This is a genomic window from Micromonospora sp. NPDC049171 (assembly GCF_040648275.1).
Classification (GTDB): domain Bacteria; phylum Actinomycetota; class Actinomycetes; order Mycobacteriales; family Micromonosporaceae; genus Micromonospora.
Genome location: NZ_JBEZDJ010000001.1, coordinates 520,852 through 536,955, shown reverse-complemented (window position 1 = coordinate 536,955; position 16,104 = coordinate 520,852). Strand labels below are relative to the sequence as shown.

General features: G+C 72.6%; 13 protein-coding genes. 6 read left to right on the top strand and 7 right to left on the bottom strand.

The window, feature by feature from the left end; genetic code table 11:
• Positions 1 to 13: 13 nt before the first annotated feature.
• Together AB0B14_RS02125 and AB0B14_RS02120 are read right to left on the bottom strand one after the other, a co-directional pair.
• Positions 14 to 757 carry a DUF2071 domain-containing protein gene (locus AB0B14_RS02125; protein ID WP_357520704.1) on the bottom strand — a complete coding sequence of 248 codons (744 nt, stop codon included), beginning with the start codon at positions 755 to 757 and terminating at the stop codon, positions 14 to 16.
• Between the two features lie 14 nt (positions 758 to 771).
• A complete protein-coding gene (locus tag AB0B14_RS02120) occupies positions 772 to 1,974 on the bottom strand; it encodes a winged helix DNA-binding domain-containing protein (RefSeq protein WP_357520702.1) in 1,203 nt (400 codons plus the stop codon).
• A 245-nt stretch (positions 1,975 to 2,219) separates the two neighbouring features.
• On the opposite strand from AB0B14_RS02120, the gene AB0B14_RS02115 reads away from it, so the two are divergent.
• From AB0B14_RS02115 to AB0B14_RS02105, 3 genes are all read left to right on the top strand, one after another.
• On the top strand, positions 2,220 to 3,143 hold the full coding sequence (locus AB0B14_RS02115; RefSeq protein WP_357520700.1) for a sigma-70 family RNA polymerase sigma factor: 924 nt from the start codon (positions 2,220 to 2,222) through the stop codon (positions 3,141 to 3,143).
• A gap of 113 nt (positions 3,144 to 3,256) precedes the next feature.
• A complete protein-coding gene (locus AB0B14_RS02110) occupies positions 3,257 to 4,141 on the top strand; it encodes an alpha/beta hydrolase (protein ID WP_357520698.1) in 885 nt (294 codons plus the stop codon).
• A 111-nt stretch (positions 4,142 to 4,252) separates the two neighbouring features.
• Positions 4,253 to 4,714 carry a DUF5709 domain-containing protein gene (locus AB0B14_RS02105; protein ID WP_357063820.1) on the top strand — a complete coding sequence of 154 codons (462 nt, stop codon included), beginning with the start codon at positions 4,253 to 4,255 and terminating at the stop codon, positions 4,712 to 4,714.
• Positions 4,715 to 4,768: 54 nt separating this feature from the next.
• Here AB0B14_RS02105 and AB0B14_RS02100 read toward each other — a convergent pair whose 3' ends face one another.
• The gene (locus AB0B14_RS02100; protein WP_357063823.1) at positions 4,769 to 6,349 is read right to left on the bottom strand and encodes a DHA2 family efflux MFS transporter permease subunit; all 1,581 of its coding nucleotides are present in this window, start codon (positions 6,347 to 6,349) and stop codon (positions 4,769 to 4,771) included.
• Positions 6,350 to 6,560: 211 nt separating this feature from the next.
• Entirely contained in the window at positions 6,561 to 7,409 is an 849-nt protein-coding gene (locus AB0B14_RS02095) for a LysR family transcriptional regulator (protein ID WP_357063826.1), read from the bottom strand.
• Positions 7,410 to 7,553: 144 nt separating this feature from the next.
• Between AB0B14_RS02095 and AB0B14_RS02090 the strand changes: the two genes are divergently transcribed.
• Complete coding sequence (locus AB0B14_RS02090; RefSeq protein ID WP_357063828.1) at positions 7,554 to 8,285, top strand: SDR family oxidoreductase; 732 nt, start codon at positions 7,554 to 7,556, stop codon at positions 8,283 to 8,285.
• 315 nt (positions 8,286 to 8,600) lie between these two features.
• On the opposite strand, the gene AB0B14_RS02085 is transcribed toward AB0B14_RS02090, so the two are convergent.
• Positions 8,601 to 9,851 carry a DUF222 domain-containing protein gene (locus AB0B14_RS02085; protein WP_357520696.1) on the bottom strand — a complete coding sequence of 417 codons (1,251 nt, stop codon included), beginning with the start codon at positions 9,849 to 9,851 and terminating at the stop codon, positions 8,601 to 8,603.
• A 204-nt stretch (positions 9,852 to 10,055) separates the two neighbouring features.
• Here AB0B14_RS02085 and AB0B14_RS02080 point away from each other — a divergent pair, with 204 nt between their 5' ends.
• Positions 10,056 to 10,889 (top strand): helix-turn-helix transcriptional regulator, encoded by an 834-nt coding sequence (locus AB0B14_RS02080; RefSeq protein WP_357520694.1) that lies wholly within the window; start codon positions 10,056 to 10,058, stop codon positions 10,887 to 10,889.
• A gap of 164 nt (positions 10,890 to 11,053) precedes the next feature.
• Complete coding sequence (locus AB0B14_RS02075) at positions 11,054 to 12,664, top strand: ricin-type beta-trefoil lectin domain protein (RefSeq protein ID WP_357063837.1); 1,611 nt, start codon at positions 11,054 to 11,056, stop codon at positions 12,662 to 12,664.
• Positions 12,665 to 12,720: 56 nt separating this feature from the next.
• On the opposite strand, the gene AB0B14_RS02070 is transcribed toward AB0B14_RS02075, so the two are convergent.
• Both AB0B14_RS02070 and AB0B14_RS02065 read right to left on the bottom strand, forming a co-directional pair.
• Positions 12,721 to 15,240, bottom strand: a complete 2,520-nt coding sequence (locus AB0B14_RS02070; RefSeq protein ID WP_357520692.1) for an ABC transporter permease — start codon at positions 15,238 to 15,240, stop codon at positions 12,721 to 12,723.
• 8 nt (positions 15,241 to 15,248) lie between these two features.
• A complete protein-coding gene (locus AB0B14_RS02065) occupies positions 15,249 to 16,007 on the bottom strand; it encodes an ABC transporter ATP-binding protein (RefSeq protein WP_357520690.1) in 759 nt (252 codons plus the stop codon).
• Positions 16,008 to 16,104: the final 97 nt, after the last annotated feature.

Below are 16,104 nucleotides of genomic sequence, written 5' to 3'. Positions count from 1 at the left end.
GGCCCGGCACCGCTCAGCCGGGCCGCCGCAGTGCCACCGGTGGGCCGAACCTGACCCCGACGCCGGGCGAGTAGAGCACGCTGACCGGCGGCCCGACCGGCGCCGGCAACCCGGCGGCGGTGACCAACTCGTCGTCCAGGTGCAGCAGCTCGGCCCGGTGCAGCGGCCAGCGCGGATGCCAGTTCGGCAGGTGCAGTGTGCGCCCGTGCGCCCGCGTGTGCAGCCCCCAGCGCGCGGTGACGAAGTGCTCAAGGGGGCTCGGCTCGTCGATCCGCTCCCCCACCCGCACCACCATCCGGCTCGTCGCACCCGCCGGGCCGGGCCAGCGTCGACGGCACCGGTAGTCGCGGCGGTCACCGTCGCGGTCCAACCGCATCGACGACCAGAGGTACGGCAGGCGCAGCGTCACCCGGGCCACCAGCACCGGCACCAGGCGGGACGCGTCCAGCGAGCGGAACACCACGGCTCGCCGGCCGGTGTCGTCGACGGAGTACAACCGGACGTTGGTCTCGGCGAAGGTGCCGAAATAGGGCACACCCGGACCGCGGCCGAAGCCCAGCCCGACCATCCGGAAGCCGATCAGGCCGACGAAGCTCACGCCGTCCACCGTGTCCGGACGGGTGCCGGCCGGCAGCAGCGGCGCGACGACCTCCGGGGCGACGGCCCAGTGCAGGAAGGTGAGATCTTCCCAGCGTTGTCGCAGGATCGCCCGGGGGAACGCCTGCCGGGGTGCGTGGTCGACCGGTTCGATGTGCACGCCCTCATCCTGACTCAGGCGTGCGGGCCGACGTCCACAGTTCCGACTGTCAACGACGCCTTGCCTTGCAGAATGTGGCCGACCCGCTCGACCTGCTCGTCCAACGCCCGGCGGCGACCGGCGCCGAGCGCCCGCAACGGCTCGACGGTGATGCGGATCGTGCGCCCGGAGCGACGCTGGTGCCACACCCCGGCGACCCTCCCGTCCACGAGCAGCACCGGAAAGTTGCCGGCCTGCCCACCGGCCAGCGCCCGCTCGGCGGCGGCACCGGGAAAGAGCTGCTCGCGGGGGTGCCAGCCGACCGCGTACGCGTCGAAGTAGGGCAGGAGTCGCAACCCGGACGGCGGATCGTCCGGGAAGTCGGTGTCGCCGGCCACCACCCACGCCCGCGTGCCGGCGACGGTGACCTCGGTGAGATCCTGCGACCGGAACACCTCGGTCGCCCACCGCTCGGTCACCGACAGCCACTTGGCGAACTGGGCCGGGGTGGCCGGCCCGTACGCGTACAGGTAGCGGCGGACGAGGTCGGCCAGCGCCGCCGGGCCGGCCAGCGGCGTGAACCCGGGTAGCCAGCGGGCCGGGCTGGTGTAGGTGGTGGCGCGTCCCCGGGCCGGGCCGTGGCACATCACCCCGCACCGGGTGGCGGCCGACATCGCGGCCATCCACCTTGGCCACCGGTCCTGGAACGCCTCCATGACCCGCTCGCCCGCCCACGCACCGGTGCGGGCGACGACCTCCTCGGTCAGCTCGGCCGTGGTCAGCTCGGCCTCCGCCAACGCGTCGGCGATGGCCCCGAGGACCTGCTCGTGCTGCTCGGGAGTCAACAGGCCGCGGCTCTGCTCCCACGGCGGGGCGGGCATCGCACTCAACGCGCCGGTCCACATCGGCAGGTCCGCGGCGGCGAGCAGGTGCACCGTCCCGCGCGGCCCACGGGTCTTGACCAGGGTGCGGTCCTCCCAGAGCGCCTGGCGTACCAGCGCACGGGTCGCGCCGGGGACGCGTAGGCCGACGGACAGCTCGGCGGCGGAGGCGACCTGGGCATGCGCGCCGCACATCGTCGACACCACGTCGGCGACACGGTCGGCGGCTGGGTCGGCGGCTGGCGTGGCGGCCGGGTCGGCGGCTGGCGTGGCGGCTGGGTCGGACGGCGCCGGTGCCGAGAGCCCGTGTCGCGCCAGCCGCCGGGCGGACACCTGCGCCCAGCTCAGCTCGGTCACGACAGGCGCCCGTCGGCCGTGACCGAGGATGGGGCTTCGACAGCGCGTCTGGTCATGTCGCCCACGCTACGACCGACGTACGTCACTTTCCGGCAGCCGCCGCCGGCGTCGGGGCTGTGCCCGGTGCCGGCTCCGGGGATCGGCATCCTTACCCGTCGTAGGCTGGGTAGCGGCGACAGGCACCACACCAAACCGATCAGACCGCCGCGAACAGGACACCTCGGGACGTGCAGGAGGCCGTACGCGTGACGCAGGGTGACATGGAGCTGGTGCTGCTCGCGCAGGCGGGAGACGCGGCGGCGCTCGGTGCGCTGCTGGCCCGCCACGAGGCCGAGATGCGGGCCGTGGCGCTGGGCGTCCTCGGCTACGGACCGGACGCCGAGGACGCGGTGCAGGACGCGATGGTGGTGGCGTTGCGCCGGATCGGCGAGGTCCGCGACCCGGCCGCCGTCGGCCCGTGGTTGCGCGCCATCGTGCGCAACAACAGTCGGATGACGGTGCGCGGGCACCGAGCCGTCCCGGTCGCCGAGCCGGAGTGGTTCGCCGGCCCCGCCGACACGCCAACCCCGGAGGAGGCGCTGGACCGGGCCGCGATGCGGGACTGGGTGTGGCACGCCATCGGGCAGCTCTCCGAGCCGGACCGGCTGGTCACGCTGCTGCGGTACTTCAGCGACGCGTCCTCGTACGAACAGATCGCGGCCGTGTGCGGCGTGCCGGTCGGCACCGTCCGCAGCCGCCTCAGCCACGCCCGCCGTGCCCTCACCGGCGGCCTGCGGGCGGCGGCGGGCGCGGCGCACACCGACGTCACCGCGACGAACGCGGCCCGGTGGCGGGAGGGTCGCGACATGATCGCCACGGCGATGGCCGGCGACTTCGACCGGGTGGTCCGCGAGAGCTGGTGGCCGGACGCCGAGATGATCGTGCCAGGTGGCCCGCGCGGCGGCCGTGACCTGGCCGTCGCGGGCATGGACCACGACCTGACGGCCGGGGTACGCCAGCGGCTGCGCAACGTCGTCGCCAGCGGCGACGTGCTGATCTGGGAAACCGACCTGATCAGCCCGCCCGACGACCCGGAGCACTGCCCACCGGCGGCGCTGTGGTTGCAGGTGCTGCGCGAGGGCCGGGTGCGCCAACTCACCCTCTTCCACCCCGTGCCCGCACTGCGCTGAAAAGACCTCCCCGACCCAGCGAACTTTCCCGTCGTCCCGCGCATCTGGTTCGCGTCATGCACCAGTCGCCGTGTCGGCAAACGCCGCACGGGTCGCGGATCGGGAGATAGTTCATGGGTTCCACCAGCCACGACGTCAGCGCCCTCGCACCGGGTGCCCACACGTTCCTCGTCGACGGCGTCCGGCAGGTCTACCACGTCGCCGGCAGCGGCCCGGTGTGCGTGGCGCACTCCGGCGGCCCCGGCATCGAGTGGGCGTATCTGCGGACGCCCAGCCTGGAAGAGCACTTCACGATGGTGTACGTCGAACCCGTCGGCACGGGCGCCTCGGGACGGCTCGACGATCCCACTGGCTACCGTCTCGACACGTATGTCCGGTTCCTCGACGCCGTCGTCCAACACCTCGGCGAACCCCGGGTGTACCTGCTCGGGCACTCGCACGGCGGTTTCGTCATCCAGCGCTACGCGCTCGCACACCCGGACCGGGTCGCCGGTCTCGCCCTGTACGACACCTCACCCGTCACCGGGGCCGAGTTCTGGGCCGAGGCGATGGCCGGGCTCGCCGCGTACCCGCAGCGGCACCCGGACCGGCCGGAGGCAGCGGCGGTGCCGGCCGCCTTCGGGCAGATCGGCGCTGCCACCGACGACGAGTCGTTGGCGACCGCCCTGCGCGCCGCCCTTCCGGTCTACTTCGCGGACTTCTGGGCCCGGCAGGACGAATTCGCACCACTTCAGGCCGCTGTCCGGATCTCGTTGGCGCCGGCGACCGCGCAGGATCCGGCGCCCTTCGACGTGCGGGAGAACCTGGCTGAGATCACCGCTCCCGCCGTGGTGATCGTCGGCGCGTACGACTTCATCTGCCCTCCGCACCGCGCCGAGGAGCTGCACGCGGGCCTGAAGGACTCGCGGCTGGTGCTGCTGGAGCGCAGCGGGCACTTCGCGCACGTCGAGCAGCCGGTGGAGTTCACCGAGGCCGTGGCGGAGCTGCTCAGGCGCTGAACCGGTGCGGCCCCCGGTTGGTTCGTCACAGCGGGCAGGCCTCGGGGTGCGTTCGCGTTGCACGGTCATAGGCTGGGCACTTTGGTGCACCGTGACGAAGAGGAGACCGCCGTGAGCCAGACCGAGCGGATGGATTCCGTCGACGAGTGGAACGTGGCCGAGGACGACGGCGTCCTGGACGCCTCCGACACCCTCGACGACGACCGGGTCGGTGACCCCCTGGACACCGGCATCATCGCCGAGGATCACTGGACCGCGGCCAACCGGTTCGGCACCACGCCGGCCGAGGAGCGCGCCGGGGAGTCCCTGGCACAGCACCTCGCCCAGGAGGTGCCGGATGTCGACCCGTACGCCGAGGGCGGCGACGACGAGGACGAGCTGACCCGCCGGGGGTACGAGAGCGAGGCGCGCGCCGGCCGTCTCGTCGCCTACGACGAGGGCGTCCGCGAGGACGACGAGGCCGAGTCGGTCGCCTGGGACGCCGGGATCGACGCGGGCGCCGCCAGCGCCGAGGAAGCGGCGATCCACGTGGTCGAGGAGCCGGACGGACCCGGCGACGGCCCGTTGCGCTGATGTCGTACCCGCCGCGCTCGGCACCTCGCGGGGTGCCGAGCCCGGCGGGGTCGGTCAGTGGATGATGACTGGCGTCTTGGCCTGCTCGCCCGGCACGTCGTCGTGCCGCGCCGGCTGACGTCGGCGCGGCAGCAGGGCCGCCGGGACGAACGTCAGCACGACCAGCGCGAACGCGACCCAGAACGTGGTGGCGAACGACTTGGCCGCGAAGTCGAGCCCGCGTTCGATGATCGACGGGTCCACCGGCATCTGCTGGAGCAGCTCCGGCCGCTGCTGGGAGGCGATGGCCAGCCCGGCCTCGGTGATCGGCTTGCCGCTCTCGTCGACCAGGCCGGGGATCGGCCGGGAACCGTTCAGCTCGTTGGTGAGGATCACCGACATGACGGCGGCGCCGACCGAGCCGCCGATCTGCTGGAGAATGTTGACAAGCGTCGAGCCGCGCGCCACGTCGTTGGCCGACAATGTCCGCAGCGCCGACGTCATGATCGGCATCATCGTGCCGCCCATGCCCAGGCCCATCACGAACAGCGACCCGCCGAGCAGCCAGTACGAGGTCTGCGGGTCGACCTGGGTGAAGCTGAAGAACCCGGCGACGATGAGCGCCAGCGCGAACGGGACGGTCCGCCCGATCGGCACCCGGTCGGCCAGCGTGCCGGCGATCGGCATGGTGATCATCGCGCCGATGCCCTGCGGGGCCATCAGCAGGCCGGCGGTCAGCGTCGTCTCGCCACGCACCTGCAGGAAGTAGCTCGGGAACAGCAGCCCGGCGCCCATGAACGCGATGATGAACACGAACAGCGTCAGCGACGCGACGGTCAGGCTGCGGTTGCGGAACAGCCGCAGGTCGAGCAGCGGGTGCCGGGGCTTGAACGAGTAGAGCACGAACGCCACCACAAGTGCCCCGCCGACAAGCATCGGAGCCCACACCTTGGCCGCGGCGAAGGTGCCCGCCTCCGGCAGCGACGACACGCCGTAGAGGAAGAGTGCCAGGCCCGGCGAGAGCATCAGCATGCCGACGAAGTCGAACGACTCGGACGGCTCGGGGGCGTCCTTCGGCAGCGCCATCTGCGCGTAGATCAGGCCGACGACACCGATCGGCAGGTTGATCAGGAAGATCCAGTGCCAGCTCGCGGTGTCGATCAGCCAGCCGCCGAGGATCGGGCCGCCGATCGGCCCGAGCAGCATCGGGATGCCCAGGACGGCCATCAGTCGGCCGATCCGGTGCGGCCCCGCCGCGCGGGTCATGATGGTCATGCCCAGCGGCATGAGCATGCCGCCGCCGAGGCCCTGGAGCACGCGGTAGCCGATCAGCTCGCCGATCGTGTCGGCCGTGGCGCAGAGCCCCGACCCGATGGTGAACAGGGCCAGCGCCACCATGTAGAGGCGCTTGGTGCCGAACCGGTCGGCCGCCCAGCCGCTGAGCGGGATCACGGTGGCCAGCGCGAGGGTGTAGGCGGTCATCGTCCACGCGACGCGGGCGTAGGACGCGTCGAACTCGCTCTGGAATTTGGGCAGCGCCACGCTGACCACCGTCACGTCGAGGATCGACATGATGGCGCCGAGGACGACGACGCCGGCCACCTTGAGCACCGCGCCGTCGAGTTTGTCCGATGTCGCGACGGATTGCTGTGTCACTAACTCTCCTGAAGTCGATTGAGCGCCGGATGGTGGGCGGTGGCGACGTGCCGCGCCTGCACCGGCGCGTGACGCGACGTACTCGGGGACGACGCGCGCTGGCAGACTAACCGTCAGTTGTGACGGTTCGCCGCCAGGTTTCGTGACCGCCCGACGGCGAAAACGCGATCGGCCGTCCGGTTGCGGCCGGCCAGGGGCTTTGACACTGGCCCTACAGGTGGATCGCGGTCCGGATCAGCCCGGCGAGGGCCAGGGATCGACTGTGCGGCGGCCACGCGATCACCGTCGTCACGGTTGGCGCGTCCAGCACCGGCACGGCGACGAGATCGCGGCGCAGGTCGGCCCGGCACGACTCGGGCAGGACCGCCGACGCTCGGCCGAGCGCGATCAGCTGGTACAGCTGCGTGCTGTCCCGTACCTGCGGACCGGGTCCGTCCGGGTACGTGCCGTCGGGGCCGGGGCGGCGGGGCGGCGGCAGGTCGGGCAGCGCGGTGACGTCGGCCATCCGCACCTGGGCCTGGGCGGCGAGGGGGTGCCCGGCCGGCAGGACCACAACCTGCCCCTCCGTGCGCAGCTCCTCGGTGTCCAGTCCGACCGTCGAGTCGAACGGCAGGTGCAGCAGCGCCACGTCCGCCCGCCCGTCGCGCAACAGTCGCTCTTGCTCGCCGATCCCGCACAGCAGCACGTCGACGGAGACCGCGCCAGGCTCGCAGGCGTACGCGTCGAGCAGCTTCGACAGCAACTCGCCGGACGCTCCAGCCTTCGTGACGAGGACCAGGCCGGGATGGCCGGCCCCGACGAGGGCCGCGCGGCGGGTACGGCGCTCGGCGGCCTCGACCGCGTCGAGGGCCGCCCGACCCTCGACCAGTAACACCGAGCCGGCCTCGGTCAGTGCGACGGTGCGGCTGGTGCGTTCCAGCAGCGCCACCCCGAGCCGCCGTTCCAGCTGCGCGACCGCCCGCGACAGTGGCGGCTGCGCGATCCCGAGCCGCTGCGCGGCGCGCCCGAAGTGCAACTCCTCGGCGACCGCGACGAAATACCGCAGCTCACGCGTCTCCATGCCGCAACGGTACCGACGGCACGGCACGGCACGGCCCCGTCCCGCTCGGGCGCCTACGGCATGGCCTCGATGGATACCCGGGAGGTATCGACGCCCACTCAAGCGGTGTTGGCGGCCCGCTGGGTCGCGGACAGGATCGGATGCATGAGCCAAACGACAATCGCGCTGGTCACCGGCGCGAACAAGGGAATCGGGTACGAGATCGCGGCCGGCCTGGGCGCCCTCGGGTGGAGCGTCGGGGTCGGCGCTCGGGACGACACGCGCCGAGAAGCCGCGGTGGAGAAGTTGCGCGTGGCCGGCGTCGACGCGTTCGGTGTGCCACTGGACGTGACCGACGACACGAGCGTGGCCGCCGCCGTCCGGCTGGTCGAGAAACGTGCCGGCGGCCTCGACGTACTCGTCAACAACGCCGGCGTCACCGGCGGTGTGCCGCAGCAGCCGACCACGGTCAACCTCGCGGTCGTACGAACGGCGGTGGAGACCAACGTGATCGGCGTCATCCGCGTCACCAACGCGATGCTGCCCCTGCTGCGTCGCTCGGCGTCGCCGCGGATCGTGAACATGTCCAGCGGCGTCGGCTCCCTCACCCGGCAGAGCGGCTCCACCGACGAGTTGGCGACAGGCCCGCTCGCCGTCGCGTACGCGCCGTCGAAGACGTTCCTCAACGCCGTCACCGTCCAGTACGCCAAGGAGCTTCGCGACACGAACATCCTGATCAACGCCGCCTGCCCCGGCTTCGTCGCGACCGACCTCAACGGCTTCCGCGGCGTCCGTACCCCGGAACAGGGCGCGGCGATCGCGGTCCGACTCGCGACCCTGCCCGACGACGGGCCTACCGGCGGGTTCTTCGAGGACGCCGGTGTGGTGCCCTGGTGATCAATCGGTCCGCCGACACCAGTAGCTGAGCGGGCGTGGGAGTGCCGAACCCTGGTTGCACGCCGCTCACCGCCTCGCATCCGGGCAGGCGCGGGGGCGTGCCGGCCCGTGGCCGCGCGCCCTCGCACCGCCGCGCAGCCGGCAAGCAGGGCGTGCCAGACCCTGACCGCGCACCGCCTCGGTAGTAGCTGGTCGGCCGTGCCGGATGCTGGTCGCGCGCCGCTCTCCGCCTCGGTGGCGCGTGGAATGAGGGCGTGCTGTGTTGGCCACTCGGTCGGCCTGCTGATCGGGGTGACAGTTGTGTGCAGGTGGTGCTCACGTTCGTCGGTGGTAGTGGTTGCGGCGGGGGAGTTGGTCGGGGTCGAGCCAGGCGGGTGGGACGAATTCGGGGTGGCCGTCGCCGCCGAGTCGCACTGTCCAGTCGCTGTGGTGCAGGTGTCGGTGGTGGTGGCCGCAGAGTAGGACGGCGTTGGTCAGGGTGGTGGTGCCGCCGTCGGCCCAGTGGTGGATGTGGTGGGCGTCGCACCAGCGGGGTGGGCGGTCGCAGCCGGGGAAGGCGCAGCCGCGGTCGCGTAGGACGAGGGCGCGGCGGAGGGGGCCGGTGATGAGGCGGCGTTGTCGGGCGAGGTCGAGTGGTTGGCTGGCGCTGCCGAGGACGGCGGGGAGGATGGCGGCGTCGCAGGCGAGTCGGCGGACGGTCTCGGGGGTGAGGTGTAGGCCGGTGTCCAGGGTGCCGCTGCCCAGTTGCCGGGTCAGACCGTCGTAGCTGGTGATGACGACGATCTGGGCGGCATCCCCGCCGTGCTCGGGCAACTCGTCGGTGCGCAGGGCGAGGCGGCACACGTCACCGAGGGCGTCGTGGCGGCGTTGCCCGGGGGAACGCTGGTCATCGGGGCCCGAGGGTGCGCTGAGGGGGTCGATGGCGGCGCGGAGCAGGCCGGCGGTCTCGGTGTCGAGGATGCCGGTGAGTCGCAGCCGGCCGTCGGTGAGGGCGGAGAGGGTGAGGTGGCGGTCGCGGCTGGCGCGGCGGGCCTCGGCTTCCAGGGCGGCTTGGGCGGCGGCGTCGGCGATGTCGGGGGCGACGTGGTCGAGGATGCGGGTGCCGAGCTTGCGTAAGAGGGCGGGGTCGAATTGCCCGGCCCACCCGACCAAAACGCCGACGGCCTTGTCTGCTGCTTGCGCGTCGGCGGCCGTGTGCACGGTGGCGACGGTGTCGGCGATGACCCGGGCCTGGTCGACCGTGATGTCCCCGTTTGCCAGAGCGGCGCGTATCCCGGGGTTGCCGGCATCCAGAGCGGCGGCGAGGTCGACGAGCCGGCGGGCGGTGGAGATGGTGAGGTGGAGTCGCTCGCGCAGCCAGACCGCCGTGCTGGACGCGCCTTGAGCGCGGGCGGTGCCGCGACCGTCGATCTCGCGGACCAAGGCGAGCTTGACGGCGGCGAGGCGTTGCTCAAGGCGGTGCGCGGCGTCGAGTGCCGCGATCAGCTCATCTTCGGCGAGGGCCCAGCTGGCGTCGTCAACGCAGGCGGCGACCGCGTCGCCTGCCTGCGTCAACTCCTCGACCATGACCAGATATTAGAACAGGTGTACGACACTTTCGGTCGTCATGATCCATCCGCTGCAGCCCGCGCGCTGACCCGCCGGGCGGCCCGGAACACGCCGGTGGTCCGGGCAGTCCGTCGGCGGAACATCGGCCCCCTGCCCGCCTGTTGCACCCGATGTGCCGACTACCGCCGGCACGCACCAGTCCGGGTGGAAGGATGAGGCATCGTGGACCGCGCCCCGCTCGCCAGTTTTCTGCGCACCCGCCGCGAGGCCCTTCAGCCCGAGGACGTCGGGTTGCCCCGGGGCCCGCGTCGGCGCACCGGTGGGCTTCGGCGCGAGGAAGTCGCCACGTTGAGCGGAATGTCCACCGACTACTACAGCCGCCTGGAGCAGCAACGCGGGCCGCGCCCCTCGGAGCAGATGCTCACCGCGCTGGCTCGTGGCCTGCGGCTCTCCCTGGCCGAACGGGACCACCTGTTCCAGCTCGCCGGCCACGCCGTCCCGCACCGGACGATACGGGCCGAGCACGTCAACCCCGGCATGATGCGAATCCTCGACCGGATGCACGACACCCCCGCACAGGTGGTGAACCACCTCGGGGAGACCCTGGCGCAGACCGCACCGGCCGTCGCCCTGCTCGGCGACGAGACCCGGCACACCGGGTTGGCCCGCAGCGCGCACCACCGCTGGTTCACCGACCCGACGGCACGGCACCTGCGCCCGGAGGAGGACCACCCCACGCAGAGCCGGCTGCTCGTGGCGAGCCTGCACGCCGCGTACACCCGCGACGGCCGGGGGTCGCGGGCGGCGGCGCTCGTCGCCGACCTGTTGGCCCGCAGCGCGGAGTTCGCCCAGCTGTGGCGGGAGCACCCGGTGCCGGCCGGCCAGTGCCCGCCGAAGCGCTTCCTGCACCCGGAGGTCGGTGCGTTGGAGCTGCACTGTCAAACCCTGGTGGACCCCGACGAGTCCCAGACGCTGCTGGTCTTCACCGCCGTGCCCGACTCGGCGAGCGACGAGAAACTGCGGCTGCTCGCCGTCGTCGGCGGCCAGCTGGTCTGATCGCGGTCAGCCAAGCCGTGCGCAACGTGGTGGACAAGGCGCTCAGGGGTGCGTCCATGCACCCGTAACGGCATCCGTGGCGACGAAGACATTGATATCGGTGCACACGACTGTAATGATTAACACACTTTACAGTTGGCTTCGCCGCCCCGGAAGGACCCCACATGGCGCGACGATTGGCCGGGCCCACGCCCCGCCGCCCCCGCATCAGACTGACCGCCGCGCTCGCGGCGGCCCTGCTCGCCGTACCGACCGCCCTGGTGGTCGGCGTCGCACCCGCCGTGGCGGCCGCGACGGGCGCCATCACCGGGTACGGCGGCAAGTGCGTCGACGTGGCCGCCGCGAACCCGGCCAACAACACAGCGGTCCAGCTCTACGCCTGCAACGGCTCGACCGCGCAACAGTGGACGGTCGGCGACGACGGCACGATCCGGGCGCTGGGCAAGTGCCTGGACATCGCCGCCGCCGGCACCGCCAACGGCGCCCGGGTGCAGATCTACGACTGCAACGGCACCGGGGCGCAGCAGTGGTCGTCCAGTGCCGGGCAGGTGGTCAACCCGACCTCCGGCAAGTGCCTCGACGCGACCGGCCAGAGCTCCGCCGACGGCACCCCGCTCCAGATCTGGAGTTGCACCGGCACCGCCAACCAGACCTGGACGCTGCCCACCGGCGGCACCACACCACCCCCGTCCGGTGGCTTCACGCACCCCGGCGTGTTGGTCAGCCGGGGTCAGCTCGACTTCGTCCGCGCCCGGGTGCAGGCCGGCGCGCAGCCGTGGGCGTCGGCCTACAACCAGATGATGAGCAGCCGGTACGCGTCCCTGTCGCGCACCCCGGCACCCCGGTCGGTGGTCGAGTGCGGGTCGTACTCCAACCCGAACAACGGCTGCACCGACGAGCGCGAGGACGCGATCGCCGCGTACACCGACGCTCTCGCCTGGTACCTCACCGGCGACGCCCGGTACGCGCAGAAGTCGATCCAGCTCATGGACGCCTGGTCGGCCACGATCACCGCGCACACCGGCAGCAACGGCCCGTTGCAGACCGGCTGGGCCGCCTCGGTCTGGCCCCGCGCCGCCGAGATCATCAAGTACACGTACACCGGCTGGCCCAACGCCAACCGCTTCGCCACCATGCTGCGCACCGTCTACCTGCCGGTGGTGCGCAACGGCTCGAACAGCAACGGCAACTGGGAACTGACCATGATGGAGGCCGCCGTCGGCATCGCCGTCTTCCTGGAGGACCGCAGCGCCTACGACGCGGCGGTCACCCGTTTCCTCAACCGCACCCGGGCCTTCGTCTACCTGCCCAGCGACGGCGCGCTGCCGTACACGGTGCCCGGCAGTGGCCTGGACACCAGCTCGGAGATCATCGGCTACTGGCAGGGCCAGTCCACCTTCGTCGCCGGCCTCGCCCAGGAGACCTGCCGCGACTTCGTCCACACCGGGTACGGGATCTCCGCCATCTCGCACGTCGCGGAGACCTCCCGGATCCAGGGCCGCGACCTGTACCCGCAGGTCGGTGAGCGGTTGCGGCAGGCGCTCGGCTTGCACTCGCGCTACCAGCTCGGCGAGGCGCCGCCCTCCTGGCTCTGCGGCGGCAGCCTCACCCGGGGCCTCGGCCCGATCACCGAGGTCGGCTTCAACGCGATGAGCACCCGGCTGGGCAACGTCATGACCAACACGCAGACCCTCACACTGCAACAGCGCCCGGCCGGCACCAACAACCTCTTCGTCGCCTGGGAGACGCTGACCCACGCCAACAACCCCAACTGAGTCCCGGCCCACCGTGGGTCGACGCCGTGGTCCCGGGCGTCGACCCACGGTGGTGGTCAGCCGTCCACGCCCAGCGCCGCCACCGGGCTGACCCTCGATGCTCGCCGGGCCGGCAGCACCCCGGCCAGCGCGGTCAGCCCGACCAGCACCACGAACAGCCCGGCCAGCGGCAGCAGCGGCGCGGTCAGTGGTGCCTCGATCCCGAGGGCCTGCACCGCCAACCAGGCGTACGGGATGCCGAGCACCAGGCCGATGGTCGCGCCGATCACCCCGTACAGGCCGGACTCGACGGTCAGCATCGTGCGCAGGCCGGTCCGGGACAGGCCGATCGCGCGGAGCAACCCGGACTCACGGACCCGCTCCACCACCGACAGCGCGGTCGTGGAGCCCACGCCGACGACCGCGATCAGCACGGTCAGGCCGACCAGGCCGACGGCGATCCAGACCAGGGTGCGCACCAACGAGTCGTTGCGGTCCCGTTCGTCGGCGAGCACCGCGAGCCCCACCCCGTCGGTGCCCGCGATCGCCTGTCGCAGGGCCCGCACACCGGCGGTGCGGCCGTCCTCACCGGTGCCGGCCGCGTCGGCCAGCAGACCGGTGTACGCGGCCGGCACGCCGAGCCGGTCCAGGTCGGCCGGATCGGCGAGGATGCCCGCGTGCAGCGGCCCGTCACCGGGTAGGACGGCGGCCACCCGCACGTCGACCCGGCGGCTGCCGACGGCGAGCGTGACGGTGTCGCCGACCCGCAGACCCGCGTCCCGCGCGACCCAGCTGTTGAGCACGATCCGGCCGGGCCCACGATCGGCCAGGCTGCCCTGGGCCACGTCCAGGTCACCGGTGGTGGGCAGCACCGCCAGGTCCAGGTCGCTCGTCGGGTAACCGGACTCGACGTCGCCGAGCCGGTCGGCACCGCGCAGCAGCGTGGCGTCGCCGACCATCCGGTACGGCACCACCCTCGCCAACGCGGCGTGTGCCGCCTCGGCCCGGGTCACCACGGCCGGCGGCAGCGTCCCGCCGTTGCTGGTCACCTCGAAGTCGGTCGGTGCCGACAGCGCCATCTCGCGGTCGGCGAGGACCTGCAGCGACGCACCGCCGATCAGCACCCCGGAGATCAGGGTCACGCCGAGCGCGACCACGACGGAGACCGCCGCCGCCCGGCGTGGCGTCCCGCCGATCCCACCGACCGACATCCGCCCGAGCGGCCCGAACTGGCGCAGCGGCCACCCCACCACGGCCAACACCGGGCGCACCAGCAGCGGCCCGAGGGCCACCAGCGCAAAGAACGCCAACGTGCCGGACGCGACAAGCAGGAACAGGGGCCTCGACGGGTCGTAGTTCGACTGGTCCGGTTTCGGCAGCCGGCTGATCGTGGCGACCGCCGCCAGGACCGCGCCGACGGCCAGCAGCAGCCCGACGACCAGACGTGGCACGCCGATACCGCGCCGGCCGGCGGTGGTGCTCGCCGTGCGCAGTGCCTCCAGCGGGGAGACCCGGGCGGCGGAGAGCGCCGGTGCCAGCACGGCCAGCACGGTGATCACGACGGCGCCGATCACCACCGCGACCGCCGCCGTCAGGGGCAGACCCGGCGAGGAGACCGCCCTGCCGGACGCACGCAGGATGGCCGGCAGGGCGTGCCCGAGGGCCAGGGCGCTGGCGACCCCGACGACACCGGCGACCAACCCGGTCAGGGCGCCCTCGGCGGTCAACGCGCCCACCAGGGTGCCCCGGTTCGCGCCGACCGCCCGCAGCAGCGCGAGCTGCCGCATCCGCTGGGCGAAGACGATGCGGAAGGTCGAGGTGACCACCAGCGCCGCGGCGACGACCGCGATCGAGACGAACATGCCGACCAGGACGAAGAGCTTCCCGACCTCGTCGGCCGCGGCGTTCGCCTCCGCCTGGCGCACCTCGGCGCCCGAGCGGATCGGCTGGCCGGCCACCGCCGCGGTCACCCGTTGCCGGGCGCTCTCCGTCGACGTGCCGGGGGCGACGCGCACGTCGACGCGCTCCACGGACGTCAGGCGCGCCCAGCCGATCACGGCGCTGTCCGGGGCGTACGCGTCGTAGCCGGCGTCGGTGCCGGCGTTCACCACACCGGTCACGGTCAGTGGGGTCGGCGTGGTGAGTTCGCCACCCATACCGCTGGTGGTGGTGCCGACCGACAGCCCGAGCCGCTCGGCGGTACGCGGGGTGATGGCGATCTCGCCGGGCTGGTCCGGGTAGCTGCCCTCGGTCACCCGGACCGTGCTCAGCGGGCCGGTGCCCGGATCGGACTGGAGGTTGAGGTACCCCTCGCCGATCGAGACGCCGGTCGACACCCGGGCGACCGCCTCGGCCACCCCGGGTACGGCCCGGATCCGCCGCAGGTCCGTGACGGTGGGTGACGGCACGTCGACGCTGCCGATCACCAGGTCGGTGACGGCCGGGGTGCCGCTCAGGTTGTCCCGCACGGTCCGTTCGGTGATCTGCTGCACCAGCACCGTGCCGAAGACGACGAACGACGCGACCAGGATCGCCAGGCCGGTCAGGATCAGCCGCCCGGGCCGCCGGGCGGCGGCGCTCGTCTGGGTACGCAGCACTGTCGCCCTCATCGGCGGGCCGCCAGGTCCCGCAGCGCGTCGGTGACCGACACCTGGTTGGGCTTGTCGATCTCGCCGGCCACCCGCCCGTCGGCGAGCAGCACCACCCGGTCGGCGTACGCGGCGGCGATCGGATCGTGGGTGACCATGACGACGGTCTGGCCGAGGTCGCGTACCGAGTCGCGCAGGATGGTGAGCACCTCCGCGCCGGAGCGGGAGTCGAGGTTGCCGGTCGGCTCGTCGGCGAAGACCACCTCGGGTCGCGCCACCAGGGCGCGGGCCAACGCGACCCGCTGTTGCTGGCCGCCGGACAGCTCACTGGGCCGGTGGTTCAGCCGGTCACCGAGGCCGAGCACCCGCACCAGGTGCGCGAGGAGTTCGGCGTCGGGGTGCCGCCCGGCGAGGTCCAGCGGCAGGGTGATGTTCTGTGCGGCGGTGAGCTGCGGCAGCAGGTTGAAGGACTGGAAGACGAACCCGATCCGTTCCCGGCGTACCCGGGTCAGTGTCCGGTCCGACTGGCCGGTCAGCTCGGTGCCGCCGAGCAGGACGCGGCCGGAGCTGGCGGTGTCGAGACCGGCGAGGCAGTGCATCAGTGTCGACTTGCCGGACCCGGACGAGCCCATGATGGCGGTGAACTCGGCCCGGCCGAAGCCGACCGAGACCCCGTCCAGGGCACGGACGGCGGTGTCGCCGCTGCCGTACACCTTCACCAGGTCGACCGCGGCGACCGCGGCGTGGCTGGTCTCCGGCGGGGCGTGCGTTGTCATTGTTGTTCCTCCAGTGGCTGCGGTGTGGCTGGGCAGCCGGTGGCTGCGGTGTGGCTGGGCAGCCGGTGGCTGCGGTGTGGCCCGGAAAGCGTCGCCG

Bases quoted from the DNA above. Each gene is read 5' to 3' on its own strand.
- AB0B14_RS02065 (WP_357520690.1), bottom strand. From the start codon at position 16,007: ATGACAACGCACGCCCCGCCGGAGACCAGCCACGCCGCGGTCGCCGCG.
- AB0B14_RS02085 (WP_357520696.1), bottom strand. From the start codon at position 9,851: ATGGTCGAGGAGTTGACGCAGGCAGGCGACGCGGTCGCCGCCTGCGTT.
- AB0B14_RS02090 (WP_357063828.1), top strand. From the start codon at position 7,554: ATGAGCCAAACGACAATCGCGCTGGTCACCGGCGCGAACAAGGGAATC.
- AB0B14_RS02075 (WP_357063837.1), top strand. From the start codon at position 11,054: ATGGCGCGACGATTGGCCGGGCCCACGCCCCGCCGCCCCCGCATCAGA.
- AB0B14_RS02110 (WP_357520698.1), top strand. From the start codon at position 3,257: ATGGGTTCCACCAGCCACGACGTCAGCGCCCTCGCACCGGGTGCCCAC.
- AB0B14_RS02095 (WP_357063826.1), bottom strand. From the start codon at position 7,409: ATGGAGACGCGTGAGCTGCGGTATTTCGTCGCGGTCGCCGAGGAGTTG.